The organism is Acidithiobacillus sp. TH-A36, assembly GCF_057473445.1.
Map to the genome: position 1 here is coordinate 1 of NZ_JBYCKP010000650.1, position 1,040 is coordinate 1,040.

3 protein-coding genes are annotated in these 1,040 nt (G+C 50.1%); 2 read left to right on the forward strand and 1 reads right to left on the reverse strand.

Annotated elements, in window-relative coordinates; genetic code table 11:
- Positions 1 to 160 (reverse strand): helix-turn-helix domain-containing protein (locus AC2VLY_RS16245; RefSeq protein WP_486922654.1); only part of this gene is annotated, 160 nt, incomplete at its 3' end.
- Between the two features lie 110 nt (positions 161 to 270).
- Between AC2VLY_RS16245 and AC2VLY_RS16250 the strand changes: the two genes are divergently transcribed.
- Positions 271 to 714, forward strand: a complete 444-nt coding sequence (locus AC2VLY_RS16250; RefSeq protein ID WP_486922651.1) for a sigma factor — start codon at positions 271 to 273, stop codon at positions 712 to 714.
- A gap of 54 nt (positions 715 to 768) precedes the next feature.
- Positions 769 to 1,040 (forward strand): alpha-ketoglutarate-dependent dioxygenase AlkB (locus tag AC2VLY_RS16255; protein WP_486922652.1); only part of this gene is annotated, 272 nt, incomplete at its 3' end.

The following is a 1,040-nucleotide window of genomic DNA, read 5'->3' on the forward strand; positions in this document are numbered from 1 at the left end:
TGATTTCACGCGTATAAAGAGGCTCACCGACCAGTTCGGTCAGTTTTCTCAGGCGTTCGGAAATGGCCGATTGGCCCCGATGTAAATGCTCGGCGGCCGCACTGATGCTACCGTGCTCGGCGATGGCCAGTAGGGAAAGAAGTTGTTCGTCATCTGCCATTATCGATTTCTCCGATAAAGTTACCAATAAAATACATTTGCTATGATGTCTGGTGTATCCGTATGTTTAAACCCTATATCGCACTTTACAAATATAGGGAAAATATTTCCATGTCCACAGAAAGTTTAGCGCCCTCAGCCGATACACTCTCCGTTACAGTACGTCGGACACACTCTCAACATGGTCAGGTCCGTGCAGAATCTGCCCTATCCAGTCATCGTATCAACGCCTATTTGCAGGAGATTGATTATCATGAACTTTTGACTGCATTGGAAGAAGAACATCTGCTTAAAAGAATTCAGCACAATGATCGTGAAGCCTGGCATGAATTACTCGAAATGCATTTACGCTTGGTGTTGCGTATTGCGCGGAGCTATCACGATCAAACACCGCACGCTTTGATTGATTTTATTGAAGCGGGTAACCTGGCGCTGATTGATGCCGCTCGCCAGTTTGTCGTGGGTGGCAATGTACGTTTTGCCATTTATGCGACCCGACACATTTGTCAGCGTCTGGATTCCACTATGTCGGTGCGCGGTCCGGCGTTAGCTTAGACCGAAAGATCAATAAGGCTCGATAGTTACACAGAGCCGGCGGGAGGGAGTGCTGTGACGGCAGATCTTTTTGAAAACTTTCCCTGGCCTGCTCCGGCGGTGGAATTGCTTGAAGAAGGGGCCACGATTCTGAGGGGGTGGGCCTTGGCCGATGCCGAATCGCTGATTCATGCGGTGCAACAGGGGTTGATGCAGTCGGCGCTGCGGCAGATGAGCACCCCGGGTGGAAAAACAATGTCCGTCGCCATGAGTAATTTCGGCGCATGGGGTTGGGTGTCGGACAGGCAGGGTTATCGATATGTGTCCAAAGATCCAGAAAATGCGGA